The sequence below is a fragment of the Pseudomonas sp. Gutcm_11s genome (assembly GCF_028649395.1).
Lineage (GTDB): Bacteria > Pseudomonadota > Gammaproteobacteria > Pseudomonadales > Pseudomonadaceae > Aquipseudomonas.
The window spans coordinates 360917-379197 of sequence record NZ_JAQSUW010000009.1 but is presented as its reverse complement, the minus strand read 5'-3'; the positions used below and the strand labels follow the sequence as shown (position 1 = coordinate 379197).

Annotated in this window: 23 protein-coding genes; 13 read left to right on the top strand and 10 right to left on the bottom strand. The window is 67.2% G+C overall.

All coding sequences use genetic code 11. The features are described 5' to 3' along the window. Window positions 1-8: 8 nt before the first annotated feature. Window positions 9-362, bottom strand: coding sequence for a PilZ domain-containing protein (locus tag PTT45_RS04350; protein ID WP_273811708.1), 354 nt, complete (start codon window positions 360-362; stop codon window positions 9-11). A 154-nt stretch (window positions 363-516) separates the two neighbouring features. Further along, window positions 517-807: a Fur family transcriptional regulator gene (locus tag PTT45_RS04345; protein WP_273811707.1), complete on the bottom strand. Its 291-nt coding sequence runs from the start codon at window positions 805-807 to the stop codon at window positions 517-519. Between the two features lie 291 nt (window positions 808-1098). On the opposite strand from PTT45_RS04345, the gene PTT45_RS04340 reads away from it, so the two are divergent. From PTT45_RS04340 to PTT45_RS04315, 6 genes are all read left to right on the top strand, one after another. Beyond that, entirely contained in the window at window positions 1099-1392 is a 294-nt protein-coding gene (locus PTT45_RS04340) for a lipoprotein (protein WP_273811706.1), read from the top strand. A gap of 75 nt (window positions 1393-1467) precedes the next feature. Next, window positions 1468-1623 carry a periplasmic nitrate reductase, NapE protein gene (gene napE, locus PTT45_RS04335; RefSeq protein ID WP_043309757.1) on the top strand — a complete coding sequence of 52 codons (156 nt, stop codon included), beginning with the start codon at window positions 1468-1470 and terminating at the stop codon, window positions 1621-1623. A gap of 12 nt (window positions 1624-1635) precedes the next feature. After that, window positions 1636-1893, top strand: a complete 258-nt coding sequence (locus tag PTT45_RS04330; protein ID WP_273811705.1) for a chaperone NapD — start codon at window positions 1636-1638, stop codon at window positions 1891-1893. Continuing rightward, window positions 1893-4397 (top strand): nitrate reductase catalytic subunit NapA, encoded by a 2505-nt coding sequence (gene napA, locus PTT45_RS04325; protein WP_273811704.1) that lies wholly within the window; start codon window positions 1893-1895, stop codon window positions 4395-4397. Before PTT45_RS04330 ends, napA begins: the two co-directional genes overlap by 1 nt. Window positions 4398-4408: 11 nt before the next feature. After that, complete coding sequence (locus PTT45_RS04320; RefSeq protein ID WP_043309753.1) at window positions 4409-4885, top strand: nitrate reductase cytochrome c-type subunit; 477 nt, start codon at window positions 4409-4411, stop codon at window positions 4883-4885. 7 nt (window positions 4886-4892) lie between these two features. Beyond that, the gene (locus tag PTT45_RS04315) at window positions 4893-5489 is read left to right on the top strand and encodes a cytochrome c3 family protein (RefSeq protein ID WP_273811703.1); all 597 of its coding nucleotides are present in this window, start codon (window positions 4893-4895) and stop codon (window positions 5487-5489) included. A 3-nt stretch (window positions 5490-5492) separates the two neighbouring features. On the opposite strand, the gene PTT45_RS04310 is transcribed toward PTT45_RS04315, so the two are convergent. The 6 genes from PTT45_RS04310 to PTT45_RS04285 all read right to left on the bottom strand — a co-directional run bounded on the left by PTT45_RS04310 (window position 5493) and on the right by PTT45_RS04285 (window position 10591). Continuing rightward, window positions 5493-6650 carry a phospholipase D-like domain-containing protein gene (locus PTT45_RS04310; protein ID WP_273811702.1) on the bottom strand — a complete coding sequence of 386 codons (1158 nt, stop codon included), beginning with the start codon at window positions 6648-6650 and terminating at the stop codon, window positions 5493-5495. Then, window positions 6647-7237, bottom strand: coding sequence for a YceI family protein (locus PTT45_RS04305; RefSeq protein ID WP_273811701.1), 591 nt, complete (start codon window positions 7235-7237; stop codon window positions 6647-6649). The genes PTT45_RS04310 and PTT45_RS04305 overlap by 4 nt, the downstream gene beginning before the upstream one ends. A 101-nt stretch (window positions 7238-7338) precedes the next feature. Beyond that, complete coding sequence (locus tag PTT45_RS04300; RefSeq protein WP_273811700.1) at window positions 7339-7668, bottom strand: amidase; 330 nt, start codon at window positions 7666-7668, stop codon at window positions 7339-7341. After that, complete coding sequence (locus PTT45_RS04295; protein ID WP_273811699.1) at window positions 7665-8774, bottom strand: serine hydrolase domain-containing protein; 1110 nt, start codon at window positions 8772-8774, stop codon at window positions 7665-7667. Before PTT45_RS04295 ends, PTT45_RS04300 begins: the two co-directional genes overlap by 4 nt. Window positions 8775-8863: 89 nt before the next feature. Continuing rightward, the gene (locus PTT45_RS04290) at window positions 8864-9649 is read right to left on the bottom strand and encodes an MBL fold metallo-hydrolase (RefSeq protein ID WP_273811698.1); all 786 of its coding nucleotides are present in this window, start codon (window positions 9647-9649) and stop codon (window positions 8864-8866) included. Window positions 9650-9715: 66 nt separating this feature from the next. Further along, on the bottom strand, window positions 9716-10591 hold the full coding sequence (locus PTT45_RS04285) for an acyl-CoA dehydrogenase (RefSeq protein ID WP_273811697.1): 876 nt from the start codon (window positions 10589-10591) through the stop codon (window positions 9716-9718). 130 nt (window positions 10592-10721) lie between these two features. Between PTT45_RS04285 and olsB the strand changes: the two genes are divergently transcribed. Together olsB and PTT45_RS04275 are read left to right on the top strand one after the other, a co-directional pair. Then, the gene (gene olsB / locus PTT45_RS04280) at window positions 10722-11465 is read left to right on the top strand and encodes an L-ornithine N(alpha)-acyltransferase (protein WP_273811696.1); all 744 of its coding nucleotides are present in this window, start codon (window positions 10722-10724) and stop codon (window positions 11463-11465) included. Beyond that, window positions 11462-12235: a lysophospholipid acyltransferase family protein gene (locus tag PTT45_RS04275; RefSeq protein WP_273811695.1), complete on the top strand. Its 774-nt coding sequence runs from the start codon at window positions 11462-11464 to the stop codon at window positions 12233-12235. The genes olsB and PTT45_RS04275 overlap by 4 nt, the downstream gene beginning before the upstream one ends. Here the strand turns inward: PTT45_RS04275 and PTT45_RS04270 are convergent. Next, window positions 12220-12795 carry an acyl carrier protein phosphodiesterase gene (locus tag PTT45_RS04270; protein WP_273811694.1) on the bottom strand — a complete coding sequence of 192 codons (576 nt, stop codon included), beginning with the start codon at window positions 12793-12795 and terminating at the stop codon, window positions 12220-12222. The two genes, PTT45_RS04275 and PTT45_RS04270, sit on opposite strands and share 16 nt — an antisense overlap. Further along, complete coding sequence (locus PTT45_RS04265; protein ID WP_273811693.1) at window positions 12792-13817, bottom strand: AraC family transcriptional regulator; 1026 nt, start codon at window positions 13815-13817, stop codon at window positions 12792-12794. The genes PTT45_RS04270 and PTT45_RS04265 overlap by 4 nt, the downstream gene beginning before the upstream one ends. A 124-nt stretch (window positions 13818-13941) precedes the next feature. Between PTT45_RS04265 and PTT45_RS04260 the strand changes: the two genes are divergently transcribed. The 5 genes from PTT45_RS04260 to PTT45_RS04240 all read left to right on the top strand — a co-directional run bounded on the left by PTT45_RS04260 (window position 13942) and on the right by PTT45_RS04240 (window position 18011). After that, window positions 13942-15102, top strand: a complete 1161-nt coding sequence (locus tag PTT45_RS04260) for an alkane 1-monooxygenase (RefSeq protein WP_273811692.1) — start codon at window positions 13942-13944, stop codon at window positions 15100-15102. Beyond that, a complete protein-coding gene (locus PTT45_RS04255) occupies window positions 15099-15266 on the top strand; it encodes a rubredoxin (RefSeq protein WP_273811691.1) in 168 nt (55 codons plus the stop codon). The genes PTT45_RS04260 and PTT45_RS04255 overlap by 4 nt, the downstream gene beginning before the upstream one ends. A 145-nt stretch (window positions 15267-15411) precedes the next feature. Further along, on the top strand, window positions 15412-15717 hold the full coding sequence (locus PTT45_RS04250; protein WP_273811690.1) for an ArsR/SmtB family transcription factor: 306 nt from the start codon (window positions 15412-15414) through the stop codon (window positions 15715-15717). Between the two features lie 57 nt (window positions 15718-15774). After that, complete coding sequence (locus tag PTT45_RS04245; protein ID WP_273811689.1) at window positions 15775-16944, top strand: MFS transporter; 1170 nt, start codon at window positions 15775-15777, stop codon at window positions 16942-16944. 17 nt (window positions 16945-16961) lie between these two features. Then, complete coding sequence (locus tag PTT45_RS04240) at window positions 16962-18011, top strand: alkene reductase (RefSeq protein ID WP_273811688.1); 1050 nt, start codon at window positions 16962-16964, stop codon at window positions 18009-18011. Window positions 18012-18281 lie beyond the last annotated feature (270 nt).

The window sequence follows — 18281 nt, the reverse complement described above, 5'->3', positions numbered from 1 at the left end:
CGCTTCGCTCAGGCGCGCAGGCTGCGCGAGCGCTCCTCGACCAGCTTGAGCGCATCCACCGTGGTGGCGAACTCCGGGGCCGGCTCGGCCAGGGCGAAGCCCTGCTCGAAGCGCCCCAGGCGGCCGTTGCGCTTGTTCCACTGGCAGATCATCTGCAGCTCCAGTACGCGGAAGCGACCACTGCTGATCGGCACTTCCAGGTCGATTGCATAGACCTTGCCCGCTTCCAGCGACTGCTCGGTGAGCAGGCGCAGGCCGCCGCGGGAAAGGTCGGCGACCATTCCCAGCAATTCTCCAGTGTGGTGATCGAGAGCGCGCAGGCGGTTGGCGGCGCGAAAAATGACTCGGCTGTGCTGACGCATGATTCTTATCGTTCGCTGCTGGCCGGCGGGCGCCGGCCTGGTTCGACTACAGCCCGGTCGACCGGGCACTGACAACGGAGCGCGCCAGCCAGGCGCAACTCCACCCATGCAGCCTAACCGGGGCTCGAATCAAGCGCTGTCAAAAGTCATCAAATCAACCGGCCAGCGCCACCGGCACGGCTTGCGCGTGGGGCGAGCGCAGACGATACAGCCCATCGTCATCACGCACCACCAGACCACAGCACACCAGGCGGCTGAGCACCTGGCGCACGCTGAGCACGGAAATCTGCTCGTCGGCGAGCAGCAGGTAGCCATGCAGGTCACGCGAGCGCAGGCCTTGCTCGCTGCGCTGCAGTACTTCGAGGATCTTCATCCTGACCAGGCTGACCTTGAGCCCGGCGCCCTGCAGCATGTTCTTCAATTGCTGGCGTTCATTGCTGGTCATGTCACTCTCCTTGTGCGTGTGCAATCCACGTCTTGTTAGTCTGGTAGAAAGCTGTCGAAGCGAACAGTTCCTATCTATTAAGACGAACGAGCGAGGCAAAACCTGCAAGTAAATTGCAACTTTTTTGTCTCGCGCCCGTCCCGCGCTTTGTGCTATTTCTCATCCGCTTCGGTTCCACTGCCCGGCAGGGTGCAAGCAGCGACTCTTCATAAAGAGCTGCGCCACCACCGAAGCCATTGCCAGGGGTGGCGGCGTTGCCGCCGATGTACAGACAAGCCAGTGGGGAAAGAGATGAAAAGGCTTGTACTGCTGTTGGTCACGCTGGCGCTGGTCGCCGGTTGTTCCGCAACTGCCAAGACATACGAGAAGAAGGGCCGCAAAGGCCTAAACATCAACTGCTCGGGACTCACGTCCAACTGGGAGCAGTGCGAACAGAAGGCCGCGCGCGCCTGTGGCACGAACGGCTACAAGGTCGTGGCCAAGGCCGGCGCCGACCAGGGCGGCGAAGACGATCCGGCCGACTTCCTCTTCGGCCTCAATCCAGCCGGCTTCTCCAGCCGCAGCATGGTGGTGATCTGCCGCTGAGCGGCAGATACATTTGTCCTTACTGAAAGTAAGGGCTAACCTCTAGGGCATCCGCACCAGCCGAGAAGTGCCGGAATGCCCAGTACCGTGAGCAAGGCCAAGGAAACCAGGCTGTTTCTGTTCCTGGTGATCTTCCTCTTCCCCATCCTTTCCGTCGCCATCGTCGGCGGCTACGGCTTCATCGTCTGGATCCTGCAGATATTCACCGGCCCGCCAGGGCCACCCGGCTAGCCAGGAGCGCCCATGGACGACGCCCTGCACATCGCCAGCCTGCTGGTTCACTGTCACCCCGAACAGCTGGACGCCGTGCGCGCCAACCTGGCGCGCCTGCCCGACCTCGAACTGCACCAGAGCAGCCCCGCCGGCAAGCAGGTGGTGGTGCTCGAAGCCCACGACGAGCACACCATCCTCGAGCGCCTGCACGGCATCCAGCAGCTGCCTGGGGTGCTCGGTGCCGCACTGATCTACCACGAATGCCTCGACGCAGAAGGAAAAGCCTGATGAAGCTGACCCGCCGCGAATTCGCCAAGGCCCAGGCCGCTGCCATCGCCGCAGCCGCTGCAGGACTGCCGCTGGTCAGCACGGCGAGCAACCTGCTCACCGACGCCGACCTCACCACCCTCGACTGGAACAAGGCGCCCTGCCGCTTCTGCGGCACCGGCTGCGGGGTGATGGTGGCGACCAAGAACGGCCGCGTGGTGGCCACCCATGGCGACATCAAGGCCGAGGTCAACCGTGGCCTGAACTGCGTCAAGGGCTACTTCCTGTCGAAGATCATGTACGGCATCGACCGCCTGACCCAGCCGCTGCTGCGCATGAAGGACGGCCAGTACGACAAGCAGGGCGAGTTCCAGCCGGTCAGCTGGGAGCAGGCCTTCGCCATCATGGCCGAGAAGACCAAGGCCGCGCTCAAGGCTCACGGCCCCGAGTCCGTCGGCATGTTCGGCTCCGGCCAGTGGACCATCTGGGAGGGCTACGCGGCCAACAAGCTGATGAAGGCCGGCCTGCGCAGCAACAACATCGACCCCAACGCCCGCCACTGCATGGCCTCGGCGGTGATGGGCTTCATGCGCAGCTTCGGCATGGACGAGCCGATGGGCTGCTACGACGACATCGAGGCTACCGACAGCTTCGTGCTGTGGGGCTCGAACATGGCCGAGATGCACCCGATCCTCTGGTCACGCGTCACCGACCGGCGCCTCAGCCAGCCACAGGTCAAGGTCGCGGTGCTGTCGACCTTCGAGCATCGCAGCTTCGACCTGGCCGACATCCCCATGGTGTTCAAGCCGCAGACCGACCTGATCATCCTCAACTACATCGCCAACCACATCATCCAGTCCGGCGCGGTGAACCGCGACTTCGTCACCCGCCACACCCGCTTCGCCAAGGGCGCCGACGACATCGGCTACGGCCTGCGCCCGACCGACCCGCGTGAGCAGAAGGCGAAGAACGCCGCCACGGCCAACACCTGGAGCGACATCTCCCTCGAGCAGTTCGCCGCCTTCGTCAAACCCTACAGCCTGGAGCGCGCCGCCGAGGAGTCCGGCGTGCCGGCCGAGCGCCTCAAGGCCCTGGCCGAGCTGTATGCCGACCCCAAGCGCAAGGTGGTGTCGTTCTGGACCATGGGCTTCAACCAGCACACCCGCGGGGTGTGGGCCAACAACCTGATCTACAACATCCACCTGCTCACCGGGAAGATCAGCGAACCGGGCAACAGCCCCTTCTCGCTGACCGGCCAGCCCTCGGCCTGCGGCACCGCGCGCGAGGTCGGCACCTTCTCCCATCGCCTGCCGGCCGACCTGCTGGTGGCCAATCCCAAGCATCGCGCCACCGCCGAGAAGATCTGGAAGCTGCCCGCCGGCACCATCCAGGAGAAGCCCGGCTTCCACGCCGTGGAACAGAGCCGCAAGCTCAAGGACGGTGTGCTCAAGGTGTACTGGACCCAGGTCAGCAACAACATGCAGGCCGGGCCCAACATCATGCAGGAGGTGCTGCCGGGCTGGCGCAACCCGGAGGCGTTCGTCATCGTCTCCGACGTCTACCCCACCGTCTCGGCCCAGGCCGCCGACCTGATCCTGCCCAGCGCCATGTGGGTGGAGAAGGAAGGCGCCTACGGCAACGCCGAACGGCGCACCCAGTTCTGGCACCAGCTGGTCAAGGCGCCCGGCGAAGCCAGGTCCGACCTGTGGCAACTGGTCGAATTCTCCAAGCACTTCAGCACCGATGAGGTGTGGCCGGCCGAACTGTTGGCCAATGCGCCGCAATACAAGGGCAAGTCCCTCTATGAGGTGCTGTTCAAGAACGGCCAGGTCGACCAGTTCCCCTCCAGCGAGCTAGCCGAGGGCTATGCCAACGACGAGGCGGCCGCCTTCGGCTTCTATCTGCAGAAAGGCCTGTTCGAGGAGTACGCCGCCTTCGGCCGTGGCCACGGTCACGACCTGGCGCCCTTCGACTCCTACCACGAGGCGCGCGGCTTGCGCTGGCCGGTGGTGGATGGCCAAGAAACCCGCTGGCGCTACCGCGAAGGGCACGACCCCTATGTGGAAAAGGGCAGCGGCGTGCAGTTCTACGGCTACCCGGACAAGAAGGCGATCATCTTCGCCCTGCCCTACGAGCCACCAGCCGAGGCGCCGGACAAGGACTTCCCGTTCTGGCTCAGCACCGGCCGGGTGCTGGAGCACTGGCACACCGGCAGCATGACCCAGCGTGTGGACGAGCTGTACCGCGCCGTGCCCGACGCGCTGGTGTATATGCACCCGGACGACGCCAAGGAGCTCAAGGCCCGACGTGGCAGCGAGGTAAAACTGGTCAGCCGGCGCGGCGAGATGCGCGCACGCATCGAGACCCGCGGACGCAACAAGCCGCCACGCGGCCTGGTGTTCGTGCCCTTCTTCGATGCCAACAAGCTGATCAACAAGGTCACCCTCGACGCCACCGACCCCATTTCCAAGCAGACCGACTACAAGAAGTGCGCGGTGCGCATCGAACTGGTCAGCCTGGCCTGAGGAGCCCGAACATGAGAAGCCTGCCCCTGCTGCTGGTCTTCCTGGCGAGCCTTGCCCAGGCCGCCGACTACCCGCTGGACGCCCCCGCCCCGGACGGTCGCCGCCCCGGCGGCACCATCAGCCAGGAGCTGCCCGCCCCGCCCCTGGCCAACGACGAGAACAAGGACATCAAGCGCGAGCGCAACTACCCCGAGCAGCCACCGACCATTCCGCACACCATCCGTGGCTACCAGGTGGACAAGAACGGCAACAAGTGCCTGAGCTGCCACAGCCGGGCCAACAGCGCGCTGACCCAGGCACCGATGATCAGCATCACCCACTACATGGACCGCGACGGCCAGGTGCTCGCCGCCGTCTCGCCGCGGCGCTACTTCTGTACCCAGTGCCATGTGCCCCAGAAAGAGGTGAAGCCGCTGGTGGAAAACGGCTTCCGCACCATCGACCAAGTGCTGCAGGACGAAGTGCAGCGCGCCGGCCAAAAGCAGTGAGGTGTCCATGAGAGCCCTGTTCCGCTGGCTGAGCGAATACTGGACCATCCTGCGTCGTCCCAGCGTGCACTACAGCCTGGGGTTCCTCACCCTCGGCGGCTTCATCGCCGGGATCATCTTCTGGGGCGGCTTCAACACCGCGCTGGAGGCGACCAACACCGAGCAGTTCTGCATCTCCTGCCACGAGATGCGCGACAACGTCTACGTCGAGCTGCAGGACACCATCCACTACAGCAACCGTTCGGGCGTGCGCGCCACCTGCCCGGACTGCCACGTGCCGCACCAGTGGACGGACAAGATCGCGCGCAAGATGCAGGCCTCCAAGGAGGTCTGGGGCAAGATCTTCGGCACCATCAACACCCGCGACAAATTCCTCGAGAAGCGCCGCGAGCTGGCCGAGCACGAGTGGGCCCGGCTCAAGGCCAACGACTCGCTGGAATGCCGCAACTGCCACGGCTTCGACTTCATGGACTTCACCAAGCAGAGCGCGCGGGCGCGGCAGATGCACTCCACTGCTCTGGGCAGCGGCCAGGCCACCTGCATCGACTGTCACAAGGGCATCGCGCACAGGCTACCGGACATGCACGGCGTGCCCGGCTGGTAGCACTCAGCGGCGGCGGTCGAGCAGGTTCACCGCCAGCCGGTCTAGCCAGCCCCAAAGGCGCTGCTGCAGGCGCTTGAGCAGCGGTCGGCGATGCCAGTCCTCCAGGGTGATCTCGCGGCTCGCGGCGAAGTCGGCGAGGAAGCTGTCGGCCGCCGCCGCCGTCAGCTGCGGATCGAGCGCCTCGAGATTGGCCTCGAGGTTGAAGCGCAGGTTCCAGTGGTCGAAGTTGCAGGAACCGATGCTGACCCAATCGTCCACCAGCACCATCTTCAGGTGCAGGAAGCGCGGCTGGTACTCGAATATGCGAATCCCTGCCTTGAGCAGGCGCGGGTAGTAGCGCTGGCCGGCGAAACGTACCGGCGGGTGGTCGGTGTTGCGGCTGGTCAGCAACAGGCGCACCTCCACGCCACGGGCTGCGGCACGCATGAGGAAGCGGCGCACCTTGCGGCTGGGCAGGAAGTACGGCGTGGCCAGCCACACCCGGCGCTTGGCGTGGCCGACACTACGCAGCAGAGACTGGACGATGTCCAGGTGCTGGCTGGAGTCGGCGTAGGCCACCCGCCCCATGCCGCGTCCTGCTGGCGGGCACGGCGGCAGATGGGCGAGTCCCGGTGCCTGGCCGGATTTCCACGGGCTGCGGCCCTCGCAGGCCAGCCACTGATAATCGAACAACAGCTGCCAGTGCGCCACCAGCGCGCCCTCGATGCGCACCATCACCTCGTGCCAGTGCTCGTCCTGGGCCTGCGGCGTCCAGAACTGGTCGGTGGCACCGGTGCCGCCGACATAGGCACAGCGCTCGTCCACCACCAGCAGCTTGCGGTGGTCGCGATACAGGTTGCGCAGGCCCCGCCGCCAGCGCAGCGGGTTGTACTGGCGCAGCTGCACGCCGGCCTGCGCCAAACGCTCGCGCGAGGCCTGGCCGAAACGCAGGCCGCCGAAGCCATCGAACAGGCAGCGCACCTGCACGCCGCGCTCGGCCGCGATGCACAAAGCCTCGACCAAGGCGGCGCTGCAGTGGCCGTCTTCCACCAGATAGAGTTCCAGCAGCACCTGGCGCTCGGCCGCGGCGATGTCGGCGAGCATGGCCGGCATGAACGCCGGGCCATCGATCAGCAACTCGAAGCGGTTGCCGGACTTCCAGGGAAAGATCACGCCGCTCATCGCGAGGTGAAGATCATCACCGCGCCGACCGGCACCGACAGGCTGATGCTGTCCAGCCGTGCCACCTTGCGCAGCGCCTCGATGCCCTCCTCCAGGCCGAACTGCTCGGCATGCAGCACCAGCGGCGCCAGGGTCACCACCTGGAAGCGTCGGTCATCCAGGCGGGTGGCCAGCAGCTCGGCCATGTAGCCGTGCTTGCGCCCGCGGATCTCGACCTGGATCGGCAGACCGATCTCCAGCTGGGCGCCGGGGGCCAGGTTGGTGATGGGCTCCAGGTTGAGCTGGGCCATGATCCGCGCATCGGGGAACTTGTCGGTGCCGAACAGCAGGCTGCGCAGGCGCTCGTCACGCACCGGGATGCCGGTGCTCACCGAGTCCATCTCGATGCGCAGGCGCGCGGCGCCCTTCTCGTCGATCTTGCCGTGCAGGGTGAGGAAGCGATGCACCTCGGAGAAGTTGCCCGCCTTGGTTGAGATGAAGGACAGGCGCGAGGACTCGTTGTCCAGGTACCAGTCGGCCTGCGCCGGCAGGCTCAGGCTGGCGGCGAGCAAGGCGCCGACGAACAGGGAAAGGGGCTTGTTGGCCATGGGCTCACTTGTGTTGCGGTTTGAGCGCAACGATAGCGGCCCGGGGCGGCCTTGCCAAACGGCGGACGGTTGCAAGCTGTGCCAGCAACCGTCCGCGGCTGTCACAGCGAGTCGGCCTGCTCCTGCAGCTGGCAGCCCTGGCGCTGATCCAGCCAGGCGGCGGTCTGCGTGCTGCCCAGGCCGCGAGCGGTCACGCGCTTGCGCTCGGCATCGTCGTGGAAGGCGCTGACCGGCACGTATTGTTTGACGTAGCCCTCGCAATACTCGGCCGGGTTGCCGCTGACATAGCGGCAGGAGCAGTACTCCTTGGCCGAGTAGGCGCCGATGATGCCGGGGAAGGCGGCCAGGTGGACGCGATTGCTCCAGGCCAGCAGGGCCAGGCCGACCAGCAACAGCAGGAATACGGACAGGAAGGGACGGCGCCGAATCATGGCTGTTCTCCGAAGGCGGCGAGCACCCGCTTGAGCATTTCGTTGTGGCTGTAGCTGCCGTCGCGATCATCGGCGTAGCGCACCACCACCAGCTTCTGCGCCGGCAGCACGTACAGCGCCTGGCCCCAGTGGCCGAGGGCGGTGAAGGCGGAATCCGGCACGTCCGGCCAGGGCTTGCTGGTGCCCTCCAGCGCCGCGTTGAGCCACCACTGGCCACCAGGCACCGCGTCACCCGGCTTCTGCGGGTTGGGCTGGTAGTTGGCGAACGGCGTGCGGTTGAACGCCACCCAGCTCTGCGGCAGCAGCTGGCGCTCGCCCCAACGCCCGTCGCGCTGCATCAGCAGGCCGACGCGGCCCAGGTCGCGGGCGGTCATGTAGGCATAGGAAGAGGCGACGAAGGTGCCGCTGGCATCACGCTCCCACACCGCCGACTCGATGCCCAGCGGCTCGAACAATGCGGTCCAGGGGTAGTTCGCATAGGCCTGTTCGCCGACCATCGACTTCAGGCTGGCGCCCAGTACGTTGCTGTCACCGCTGGAGTAGCGGAAGCGCGTACCGGGAATCGCATCCAGCGCGTGCTCGGCGGCGAAGGCGGCCATGTCGGTACGGCCGCGGGTATAGAGCATCGCCACCACAGAAGACTTCAGCGGCGCGTACTCGTAGTCTTCCTGCCAGGCCAGGCCCGAGGCCCAGTTGAGCAGGTGGCCAAGCTTGACGTCGGGGTGTGCGGCGAACGGTGGATAGTGCTTGGCCACCGCGTCGTCCAGCTTGAAGCGCCCCTCGCCGTAGGCCACGCCGAGCACGCTGGCGAACAGGCTCTTGCTGATCGACCAGCTCAGGTGCGGGGTCTGCTGGGTGGTCGGCGCGGCGTAGCGTTCGTAGACGATCTCGCCGTCCTTGATCACCAGCAGCGCATCGCTGCGCACACCCTTGCGGGCGACATCATCGCGCGCCGGGAAGGCGTAGCTTTCGAGGGCCTGGATGGCGGGAGTGGCAGCGGCCGGCTGGCTGTTCCACTCGGGAATCGGCCAGCTCTCCGCGGCCAGGGGGCCGGCGGCCAACAGGCAGCCGGCGAGGACGGTGCGACGCAACAGGGCAAGGGGCATCGGGCTCGCTCGCAGATTTTGGAGGAGCCGACGCTAGCATGGCGGGCGTGACGGAAAACAGTGCCGATCACGCCGAAGCGGGAGACGAATCAGTCCGGCAGGCGATAGTCCTGCTGGGTCATCAGGTCGAGACCGCACTCCAGCTTTTCGATCCAGTCGAGGAAGGCGTTGATCATCTCCGCCCCGACGAAGGGCCGCCCGTGCTGCGGCACGATCATCGCCACGTCCATCTCGCGCACCATCTGCGCCCAGAAGCGGCAGGCCTTGTTGCTCGCCATGTAGCGGCGGTGGAAGCCGGCCATGTGCGTGACGTGCGCGGCGAAGTCCTGCACCGGGCTGGCATCGTCGACCATCGAGGCGCCCATGTCCCCGGAGAAGAGGATCTTGCTCACCGGGTCGTAGATCTGGAAGTTGCCCACCGAATGGAGGAAGTGCGCCGGCACCGCCTTGAGGTTGCAGTTGCCCAGCGGAATCGCCTGGCCGCGATCCGGCAGCGCGATGATGCGGTCGTAGGTGCAGATGCCATGGCTCAGGGCCAGGTAGTTGGCCGTGAGGTGCGGCAGGAAGCGCGCCCACAGCTTGGAGCAGATCACCCGCGCACGGGTATGCAGCAGCCACTTGTCCAACGAGGCGATGATGTCCGGGTCCTGGTGAGAGGCGAAGATATAGGTCAGCGACTGCAGCGGGATGTGCTTGGACAGCTCCAGCGACAAGGGGGTGTAGGTCAGGTCACCGCCCGGATCGAGCAGCAGGTACTGCTCGCTGTCGGTGATGAGGAACTGGTTGGATTGCACGCCTTCGCCGCTGACCAGGTCATCGAACATCAGGCATTGGTGGGTGCCGTTATCAAACAGCACTATGGGCTCGCGGCGCATGAAGACCTCGCAGGAAAAAAGCGAGGCGACGTTAGCCGACGGGCCCTGGAGGCGTACTGATCCAGGTCAAGCCAGCGCTGCCAGGGCCTTCTCCAGACGCTTCTCACGCGCCGTGCGCGCCACCTCCAGCAGATTGCAGTCGCGCGCCCACAGCGCGGCCCACTCCTGCGGGCCGGCGGCGATGGCGGCGTCCAGCTCCGGGCGCAGGGCCTTGAACTGGGCGAACAGCCCGGCCAGCAGCAAGTGGGTGGCTGCATCGTTGGCGCAGTGGCGGGTGACCTCGGCGCAGCCGGACAGCAGGCCGAGCAGACGCAGGCGCAGCTCCTGCGGCCAGCCGCCGTCCTCACCCACGCCATACAGCCAGCCGAGCACCGCGCCCAGCACGTGCAGGTCCTCGAGGCTGCGGAAGGGCTTCACGTAGCTGTCCCAGCCGTCGCCCGGCAGCAGCTCGCACAGGGCGTTGTCCAGGTGCAGGCGGGCGTGGCCGATGTCCGGCATCAGCGGCAGGCTTGGCAGCGGCTCGCAGCGCGCGCCCGGTGCGCCGCTGCGCACCACGCCCACGGCCAGGCGCGGCGCGCCCTGCTCTTCCACCCGCGCGGCCACCAGCAGCCAGTCGGCGGCCTCGGCGGCGGTGACGAAGTCCTTGCGGCCACTCAGGTGCAGGCCGCTCATGCGGGTCTGCATATCGGCCGGGCGCGTGCTCCTGTTCTCGGTCACGCACAGCGCGCCGGGGCTGCGTGGGGCCGCCGGCCACAGCGCGCGCAGGGCGCCCTGGTAGCCAGCGAAGAAGGCCAGGCCGGGGGTGGCGGCCAGGCGCCCGCCGAGCACCGCCAGGGCGAACGGGCCGTCCTCGCCGACGCGTTCCAGCAGCGCGGAGTACCAGTCTTCCAGGCTGCTCGCCGGCAGGCGCTCATGGGTTTCCAGCAGGGATTGCCAGGGCATCACAAAAGTCCTCGTCGTCTGTCACGCAAGCATCACCAAAGATTCATGGAGGTGACACCAGGTGTTCCTAGCCTGAGCTTGCCCAACAACATCGACCGGCCGCAACAGGCTGGCTCACGGAGGCCACTCGATGACCCAGATCGCCCGCACTGCCGAACGTCGCCTGCAAGCCGAACGCCTGATCGGCCCGAATGCGCTGCGCGAGGCGCAGGCCCTGCGCTACGCCGTGTTCAGTAGCGAATTCGATGCCAAGCTCAAGGGCGCCGAGCTGGGCCTGGACATGGACGATTTCGATCCGCACTGCAGCCATATCGGCGTGCGCGACCTCAACAGCGGCGAGCTGGTCGCCACCACCCGCCTGCTCGACCACCACAGCGCCAGCCGCCTCGGCCGCTTCTATAGCGAGGAGGAGTTCAGCCTGCACGGCCTGGCACATCTCGAAGGCCCGGTACTGGAGATCGGCCGCACCTGCGTGGCGCCGGCCTACCGCAACGGCGGCACCATCGCCGTGCTGTGGAGCGAGCTGGCCGAAGTGCTCAACGAGGGCGGCTATCGCTACCTGATGGGCTGCGCCAGCATCCCCATGCAGGACGGAGGCATCCAGGCCCAGGCGATCATGCAGCGCCTGCGTGAACGCCACCTGTGCACCGAACACCTGCGCGCCGAGCCGAAGACCCCGCTGCCGCAACTGGACGTGCCGGGCAACGTGATCGCCGAGATGCCGCCGCTGCTCAAGGCCTACATGCGCCTGGGCGCCAAGGTCTGCGGCGAGCCCTGCTGGGACCCGGACTTCCAGGTCGCCGACGTGTTCATCCTGCTCAAGCGCGACGAGCTGTGCCCGCGCTACGCACGCCACTTCAAGGCCGCCGTATGAAACGTGCGCGCCTGTGGCTGCGCCTGACCCGGCTGGTGGCGGTGCTGCTGCTGGGCGTGGCCCTGGCCGGCTTCGTCGCCACCGTCGAGCGCCTGCGCCGGCATGATCTGATGGGCCTGCGCCAGCGCCTCACCGCCTGGTTCCTGCGTCGTCTGAGCCGCGCCCTGCCGTTCGAGGTCGAGGTACTGGGCGAGCTGCCGCAGGGGCCGTACCTGTGGGTCGGCAACCATGTGTCGTGGACCGATATCCCGCTGATTGGCCAGCTGCTGCCGATCTCCTTCCTGTCCAAGGCCGAGGTGCGCACCTGGCCGCTGGCCGGCTGGCTGGCGCACAAGGCCGGCACCCTGTTCATCCGCCGCGGCTCGGGCGACAGCACTCTGCTGGCGCGTCAGCTGCATCGCCACCTGAGCGCCGGCCGCCAGTTGCTGATCTTCCCCGAAGGCACCACCACCGACGGCCAGCAGGTACGCACCTTCCACGGCCGCCTGCTGACTGGCGCCATCGAGGCCGGAGTGCCGCTGCAGCCGGTGGCGATCCGCTACCTGCGCGACGGCGTGATCGACCCCATCGCGCCCTTCATCGGCGACGACGACCTGCCCTCGCACCTATTGCGCCTGTTCGCTGCGGACCGCAGCAAGGTGCAGATCCAGTTGCTCGCCCCCATCGCCAGCACCGGCCAGGAACGCAATGCCCTGGCGCGCCAGGCGCAGCGGGCGGTGCAGGTGGCGTTGTTCGGCGAGGCTGCGGAACAGGCTCAGCGCGCCGCCTGATTGGCGAAGCGCTGCAGCTCGGGATAGAACGCGCGAAAATCATCGCTCAGCGGCTCGTACAGCCGCTCCAGCTCGCCCATGGCGCCGGCCAGCATCTGCGGGCGCGACAGGCGCCGGCTCATGCCCAGCAGCACCTGCTCCAGCACGGCGAAATCGGTGTAGCTGCCCAGCCAGTCCTGCGCGGCCATGCGCGGCGCGATGAAGGCCAGGCGCTCGGGCAGCTCGGGCTGCGCGGCCAGCACCCGGTAGACCCGGCCGGTGAACTGCACCAATGGCTCGTCGGCGAACTCCGCCCAGTCGCGGGCCAGGCAGTGGTCGAAGAACAGATCGAGAAGAATCCCCGAGGTGCGCCGCCGCTCGGCAGGGAAGCGCGCGCGTGCCTGCTCGATCAGCGGATGGCGATCGGTGAAGGCATCGATGCGTCGGTGCAGCTGGATGGCCGCCTCGATGCCGGCCGGGTAGCGTCCTGCCAGCGGCCCTTTGACGAAGTCGCCGTACAGGCTGCCGAGCAGTTGCTCCGGGGCGTCGCCACCCAGGTGCAGGTGGGCCAGGTAGTTCACGCAGCCCCCTTGCGCCAGGCGTTGGGCGTCATGCCCAACCAGCGGCGGAAGGTGCGGCTGAAGTTGCTGGTATCGCGATAGCCCAGGCGCTCGGCCACCGCCTCGACGCTCAGCGGCGTGCTCTGCAGCAGCCAGCAGGCCAGCTCCTGGCGTACCTCGTCGAGCAGTTGCTGGTAGTGCACGCCCTCGTCGCGCAGGCGGCGGATCAGCGTGCGCTCGGACAGGTGAAATTCGTCGGCCAGTTGCTCCAGCGTCGGGTAGCTGCCCTCGCAGGCCACCAGGCGCAGCTGCACCCGGCTGGTCCAGTCGCCGCCGGGGCTGGCGCCCTGCAGCTGGTGCTCGCAGTCGCGCAGGGCGATGCGCGCGGCCTGGGCATCGGCGCTCAGGCTCGGGCGGTCCAGCCATGCCAGGGGCAGACTGACACTGAAGCACTCGCCGCCGAAGCTGACGCGGGGACCGAGCAGCTCACGATAGCGCGCCGACCAGGGTGGCTCGGCGAAGGGGAAGCTGAACGCCAGGCAGTCGTCCGGCAGCGCGCCGCACACCGCTTCCAGCAGGCGCAGGCAGACGCCGGCCAGGCTGGTGAAGATGTGCTCGCGCACGTCGGCAAGGTCGAACAGCTCCTCGAAGCAGATGCGGTAGCGCTCGCCCTCGACCCGCCCACCGAGGCGCAGGCTGGACAGGCGCAGCACGCTGAAGCGCTCCAGCACCGCCAGCACGCCGCGCAGGTCCGGGCACAGGGCGGCGGCGTAGCCCACCGGACCATGTGCCGACACGGGCGTGGCGCAACCGACTTCCAGGCCCAACCAGGGGCACTCGGTGAGCTGGGTGGCGCGGCGAATCAGGCGCTGCACCTGGGCGAAGTTGAGCGGGCGGTTGTCGCGGTGCAGGTGCGCCCAGTCCAGGCCGGTGCCATGCAGGATCTCCGCCTCGCCGAAGCCGCGCTGGCGCAGCGCCGCGCACATCAGGCGGGCGTAGATCGGGTGCAGGCATGGCTGCAGCGGGGCGAGGCTCGGGTCCATGGGGCAGGTCCGGCATGGGATGAGTTGTCACCATAAGACGATTTTCTGCCCGACTCAACGGTTCTGCCGCTTGCTGGGTCGGCGCATGCTGGGCCCAGGTCGAAGAACCGCGGAGAGAATAAAAATGCACACCGCCCTGCCCTATCGTGACCGCAAGCGCCCGCTCTGGCTGCTGTCGCTGTTCGTCCCCTGCCTGGGCCTGATCGGCCCCGCGCTGTACCTGCTGGTAGCACCGCACGACGCCTGGCTGTGGCTGTCGCCGGCGTTCTTCTACTTCGGCGTGCCGCTGCTCGATGCGCTGATCGGCGAGGACCCGAGCAACCCGCCCGAGGCCGAGGTGCCGGCGCTGGAGGCCGACCCCTACTACCGCTGGATCACCTACCTGCTGGTGCCGGTACTGTGGCTGACCTTCATCGCCACCACCGCCTTCGTCGCCACCCAGCCGCTGGCCTGGTACGGCGTGCTGGCGATGATCATCAACACCGGTGGCGGCCTCGGTTTCGCCATCAACCTCGGTCACGAGATGGGCCACAAGAAGAGCACGCTGGAGCGCTGGCTGGGCAAGCTGGCCCTGGCCCTGGCCTGCTACGGGCACTTCTACGTCGAGCACAATCGCGGCCACCACCGCGACGTGGCCACGCCGGTGGACCCGGCCTCGTCGCGCATGGGCGAGTCGATCTACCGCTTCGTCCTGCGCGAGATGCCCGGTGGTTTCCGCCGCGCCTGGCAACTGGAGAAGGAACGCCTGGCTCGTTGCGGCAAGGGCGTCTGGAGCCTGGACAACGAGGTACTGCAACCGGCGCTGATCAGCCTGGCCCTGTATGGCGGGCTGACTCTGGCCTTCGGCCTCGCCATCCTGCCGTACCTGCTGCTAACCGCCTTCTGGGGCGCCTTCCAGCTGACCTCGGCCAACTACCTGGAACATTACGGTCTGTTGCGCGGCAAGCTCGGCAACGGTCGCTACGAGGTGTGCCAGCCGCACCATTCGTGGAACAGCAACCACCTGTTCTCCAACTGGGCGTTGTTCCACCTGCAACGGCATTCCGATCACCACGCCCACCCGACCCGGCGCTACCAGTCGCTGCGCAACTTCCCCGACCTGCCGCGCCTGCCCAGTGGCTACTTCGGCATGTACCTGGTGGCCTACGTACCGCCGCTGTGGTTCCGCACCATGAACCCGCGGCTGATCAGCGCGGTGCAGGGCAATGCGGCGCGGATCAACTTCCAGCCCGGCCACCGCGAGCGCCTGATGCAACGCTATGGCCTGAGCGAGCAGCCGGCATGAGCCGCCATCGCTGCCCGGAGTGCGGCTACTGCTACGACGAGACCCGGGGCGAGCCGCACCACGGCTATGCGCCGGGCACGCCCTGGGAAGAACTGCCCGAGGATTTCGCCTGCCCCGATTGCGCGATACGGGTGAAAGACGAGTTCGAACCCCTGGCGGATTGATCCCTTCCCACGAGCGAGGCCTCTAGCCCGGGGCCTTCTCGCCGCTTCATCAGCTGCCTTGATAGTCAGTATCGGTGCAAACGATCTAAATATCGGGACAACCCGATATACAGTTCGCCTCAACCCGATATGCGACAGCACCAGCATGAGCACTCCACTCGACATCGACGAAATCATCAAGGCCCTCGCCCACCCCGTGCGGCGTGAAATCCTGCAGTGGCTGAAGGAGCCGGAAAAGCACTTCGCCGACCAGGACCACCCGCTGGAACTTGGCGTATGCGCCGGCAAGTTCGAGCGCTGCGGCCTGTCCCAGTCGAGCGTGTCGGTGCACCTGGCCACCCTGCAACGCGCCGGTCTGGTGACCAGCCGCAAGGTCGGCCAGTGGAGTTTCTTCAAGCGTAACGAGGAGGTCATCCAGGCCTTCCTGAAAGACCTCGACGCCCAACTCTGAACGGCCCTGCCCGCGCGCAGGACCCAATAAATGCAACCGTTTCCAGGAGCCGGCCCCATGCCGTTACCGCTTCTCGTCCTCGCTCTGTCCGCGTTTGCCATCGGCACCACGGAATTCGTCATCATGGGCCTGCTGCCCGAGGTGGCCACCGACCTCGGCGTGTCCATTCCCGGCGCCGGCTGGCTGGTCACCGGCTATGCCCTTGGCGTGGCACTCGGTGCGCCGTTCATGGCTCTGGTCACCGCCAACTGGCCACGCAAGCTGGCCCTGCTCGGCCTGATGGGCATCTTCGTGCTGGGCAACCTGCTCTGCGCCACCGCCGCCGACTATGAACTGCTGATGGTCGCCCGCGTGGTCACCGCACTCTGCCATGGCGCCTTCTTCGGCATCGGCTCGGTGGTCGCCGCCAGCCTGGTTCCGGAGAACCGCAAGGCTTCGGCCGTGGCGCTGATGTTCACCGGCCTGACCCTGGCCAACGTGCTCGGCGTGCCGCTGGGCACCGCGCTCGGCCAGTACGCCGGCTGGCGCTCGACCTTCTGGGCGGTGACCGTGATCGGCGTGATCGCCTTGATCGGCCTGTGGCGCGTGCTGCCGAACAACCGCGAGCAGGAGCCCGCCGACCTGCGCGGCGAACTGGCCGCCATGCGTGGCGCCGGGCTGTGGCTGGCGCTGTCCACCACCGTACTGTTCTCCGCCGCCGTGTTCGCCCTGTTCACCTACATTGCGCCGCTGCTCGGCGAGGTCACCGGCGTGTCGCCACGCGGTATCACCTGGACCCTGCTGCTGATCGGCGTCGGCCTGACACTCGGCAACCTGCTCGGCGGGCGCCTGGCCGACTGGAACCTGGCCACCGCGCTGGCCGGCATCCTGCTCAGCCTGGCGCTGCTGTCCTCGCTGGTGCGCTGGAGCAGTCCGCTGCTGATCCCGCTGGAAATCAACCTGCTGCTCTGGGCCATGGCCGCCTTCGCCGCCGTGCCGGCGCTGCAGGTCAACGTGATGAACTTCGGCCAGGCCGCGCCGAACCTGGTGGCCACCCTCAACATCGGCGCCTTCAACCTGGGCAACGCCATCGGCGCCTGGGTCGGCGGGTTGGTCATCGGCCATGGCCTGGGCCTGACCAGCGTACCGCTGGCCGCCGCCGCACTGGCCGCGCTGGCTCTGATCGCCGCCCTGCTTACCGCATCCCTCGGCAGTCGCAGCAGCGACGCCGAACCCCTGCTGGACTGACACACTGGAGACTGACCATGACCACCATTTTCGACCCGATCAAGATCGGCAGTCTGGAACTGCCCAACCGCATCATCATGGCGCCGCTGACCCGCTGCCGCGCCGACGAAGGCCGCGTGCCCAACGCGCTGATGGCCGAGTACTACGTGCAGCGCGCCAGCGCCGGCCTGATCCTCAGTGAAGCCACCTCGGTCACCCCGATGGGCGTGGGCTACCCGGACACCCCCGGCATCTGGTCGGAAGACCAGGTACGCGGCTGGCTCAACATCACCCGCGCCGTGCACGCCAACGGCGGCCGCATCTTCCTGCAGCTGTGGCACGTCGGCCGCGTGTCCGACCCGATCTACCTGAACGGCGAGCTGCCGGTCGCCCCTAGCGCCATCGCGCCGGCCGGCCACGTCAGCCTGGTCCGCCCGATGAAAGGCTTCGAAACCCCGCGCGCCCTGGAAACCGAGGAAATCGCCGACATCGTCGAGGCTTACCGCCACGGTGCCGAGAACGCCAAGGCTGCCGGCTTCGACGGTGTGGAAATCCACGGCGCCAACGGCTACCTGCTCGACCAGTTCCTGCAGAGCAGCACCAACCAGCGCAGCGACCAGTACGGCGGCTCGATCGAGAACCGCGCCCGCCTGCTGCTGGAAGTCACCGACGCGGCCATCGCCGTGTGGGGCGCCGACCGTGTTGGCGTACACCTGGCACCGCGTCGCGACAGCCATGACATGGGCGACGCCGATCCGCGCGAGACCTTCGGCTACGTCGCCCGCGAACTGGGCAAGCGTGGCGTGGCCTTCATCTGCACCCGCGAGAAGGAAGGCGACGACAGCCTGACCCCCTTCATCAAGGAGCAGTTCGGCGGCCTGGTCATCGCCAACGAGCGCTTCACCAAGGACCAGGCCAACACCTGGCTGGCAGAAGGCAAGGCCGATGCCGTGGCCTTCGGCATTCCCTACATCGCCAACCCCGACCTGGTCGAGCGCCTGGCCAAGGACGCCCCGCTCAACGAGCCGCGCCCCGAGCTGTTCTACGCCCAGGGTCCGGTCGGCTACATCGACTACCCGCGTCTGTAAGGCCACCCGGCACGACAAAAGCCCCGCTCATGCGGGGCTTTTTGTTGGGCGCAGAAGCAGGCGCCATCGGCTGGAAAAATCGCGGGCAAAAAAAAGACCGCTCAAAGAGAGCGGTCTGAGGCAGGACGTCGATAAAGGAGCACTCAGGCATCAACGTCAGGAGGAGGGAGCGCGGCGCAAGGTCTCGTTGCCAGCCGGCAAAACTGTTTCATCATGAGCAACAGAAGGCTCGTGGCTGCAGGGACGATCAAACGCGCTCGAATGCGGCGA

Coding starts and splice junctions, on each gene's coding strand:
- PTT45_RS04250 (WP_273811690.1), top strand. CDS start 15,412: ATGAGCACTCCACTCGACATCGACGAAATCATCAAGGCCCTCGCCCAC.
- PTT45_RS04330 (WP_273811705.1), top strand. CDS start 1,636: ATGGACGACGCCCTGCACATCGCCAGCCTGCTGGTTCACTGTCACCCC.
- PTT45_RS04245 (WP_273811689.1), top strand. CDS start 15,775: ATGCCGTTACCGCTTCTCGTCCTCGCTCTGTCCGCGTTTGCCATCGGC.
- napE (WP_043309757.1), top strand. CDS start 1,468: ATGCCCAGTACCGTGAGCAAGGCCAAGGAAACCAGGCTGTTTCTGTTC.
- PTT45_RS04290 (WP_273811698.1), bottom strand. CDS start 9,649: ATGCGCCGCGAGCCCATAGTGCTGTTTGATAACGGCACCCACCAATGC.
- PTT45_RS04350 (WP_273811708.1), bottom strand. CDS start 362: ATGCGTCAGCACAGCCGAGTCATTTTTCGCGCCGCCAACCGCCTGCGC.
- PTT45_RS04315 (WP_273811703.1), top strand. CDS start 4,893: ATGAGAGCCCTGTTCCGCTGGCTGAGCGAATACTGGACCATCCTGCGT.
- PTT45_RS04275 (WP_273811695.1), top strand. CDS start 11,462: ATGAAACGTGCGCGCCTGTGGCTGCGCCTGACCCGGCTGGTGGCGGTG.
- olsB (WP_273811696.1), top strand. CDS start 10,722: ATGACCCAGATCGCCCGCACTGCCGAACGTCGCCTGCAAGCCGAACGC.
- PTT45_RS04285 (WP_273811697.1), bottom strand. CDS start 10,591: ATGCCCTGGCAATCCCTGCTGGAAACCCATGAGCGCCTGCCGGCGAGC.
- PTT45_RS04345 (WP_273811707.1), bottom strand. CDS start 807: ATGACCAGCAATGAACGCCAGCAATTGAAGAACATGCTGCAGGGCGCC.
- PTT45_RS04295 (WP_273811699.1), bottom strand. CDS start 8,774: ATGCCCCTTGCCCTGTTGCGTCGCACCGTCCTCGCCGGCTGCCTGTTG.
- PTT45_RS04305 (WP_273811701.1), bottom strand. CDS start 7,237: ATGGCCAACAAGCCCCTTTCCCTGTTCGTCGGCGCCTTGCTCGCCGCC.
- PTT45_RS04255 (WP_273811691.1), top strand. CDS start 15,099: ATGAGCCGCCATCGCTGCCCGGAGTGCGGCTACTGCTACGACGAGACC.
- PTT45_RS04240 (WP_273811688.1), top strand. CDS start 16,962: ATGACCACCATTTTCGACCCGATCAAGATCGGCAGTCTGGAACTGCCC.
- PTT45_RS04320 (WP_043309753.1), top strand. CDS start 4,409: ATGAGAAGCCTGCCCCTGCTGCTGGTCTTCCTGGCGAGCCTTGCCCAG.
- PTT45_RS04260 (WP_273811692.1), top strand. CDS start 13,942: ATGCACACCGCCCTGCCCTATCGTGACCGCAAGCGCCCGCTCTGGCTG.
- PTT45_RS04340 (WP_273811706.1), top strand. CDS start 1,099: ATGAAAAGGCTTGTACTGCTGTTGGTCACGCTGGCGCTGGTCGCCGGT.
- PTT45_RS04265 (WP_273811693.1), bottom strand. CDS start 13,817: ATGGACCCGAGCCTCGCCCCGCTGCAGCCATGCCTGCACCCGATCTAC.
- napA (WP_273811704.1), top strand. CDS start 1,893: ATGAAGCTGACCCGCCGCGAATTCGCCAAGGCCCAGGCCGCTGCCATC.
- PTT45_RS04310 (WP_273811702.1), bottom strand. CDS start 6,650: ATGAGCGGCGTGATCTTTCCCTGGAAGTCCGGCAACCGCTTCGAGTTG.
- PTT45_RS04300 (WP_273811700.1), bottom strand. CDS start 7,668: ATGATTCGGCGCCGTCCCTTCCTGTCCGTATTCCTGCTGTTGCTGGTC.